The organism is Paenibacillus nuruki (genome assembly GCF_001721045.1).
Classification (GTDB): domain Bacteria; phylum Bacillota; class Bacilli; order Paenibacillales; family Paenibacillaceae; genus Saccharibacillus; species Saccharibacillus nuruki.
Map to the genome: position 1 here is coordinate 1 of NZ_MDER01000078.1, position 933 is coordinate 933.

At 50.8% G+C, this 933-nt stretch carries 1 tRNA gene and 1 rRNA gene; both read left to right on the forward strand.

Annotated elements, in window-relative coordinates:
* Window positions 1-535: ribosomal RNA gene (locus PTI45_RS24410) — 16S ribosomal RNA — on the forward strand; the annotation flags it as partial.
* A gap of 141 nt (window positions 536-676) precedes the next feature.
* A tRNA-Ala gene (locus tag PTI45_RS19665) sits at window positions 677-752 on the forward strand.
* The last annotated feature ends 181 nt before the right edge of the window (window positions 753-933 follow it).

Below are 933 nucleotides of genomic sequence, written 5' to 3' on the forward strand. Positions count from 1 at the left end.
TTGGGGGTAGTATTGTCTTTCGGATGAAAGGGGACAGGGGGTGCATGGTTGGGGTCAGCTCGTGTCGTGAGATGTTGGGTTAAGTCCCGCAACGAGCGCAACCCTTATGCTTAGTTGCCAGCACATCATGGTGGGTACTCTAAGCAGACTGCCGGTGACAAACCGGAGGAAGGTGGGGATGACGTCAAATCATCATGCCCCTTATGACTTGGGCTACACACGTACTACAATGGCCGGTACAACGGGAAGCAATATCGCAAGATGGAGCCAATCCTTAAAAGCCGGTCTCAGTTCGGATTGCAGGCTGCAACTCGCCTGCATGAAGTCGGAATTGCTAGTAATCGCGGATCAGCATGCCGCGGTGAATACGTTCCCGGGTCTTGTACACACCGCCCGTCACACCACGAGAGTTTGCAACACCCGAAGTCGGTGGGGTAACCTGCAAAGGAGCCAGCCGCCGAAGGTGGGGTAGATGATTGGGGTGAAGTCGTAACAAGGTAGCCGTATCGGAAGGTGCGGCTGGATCACCTCCTTTCTATGGAGAATCGTTTCCTGCAACGGAAACATTCGAACGTCGTTCTTTTCGGAGAACGGCAAACGCAGAACACTTCGGTGGATCTGTGGTCATTCATTGAATGGCAAAACTCACTCGTTGTTTAGTTTTGATAGAATTTGCGGGGCCATAGCTCAGCTGGGAGAGCGCCTGCCTTGCACGCAGGAGGTCAGCGGTTCGATCCCGCTTGGCTCCACCATAAATCTATCAACAAAGTTGATCCTTGAAAACTGGATACCGAAAACGAAACATCGCGTTTTAGAATGTTTCTTCTCTACGACTGTGTTAAACAGCAGTAGGCGAGAAATAATATACACCGTTTCTATTTTATAGAAACACTTAGGTTAAGCTACTAAGAGCACACGGTGGATGCCTAGGCG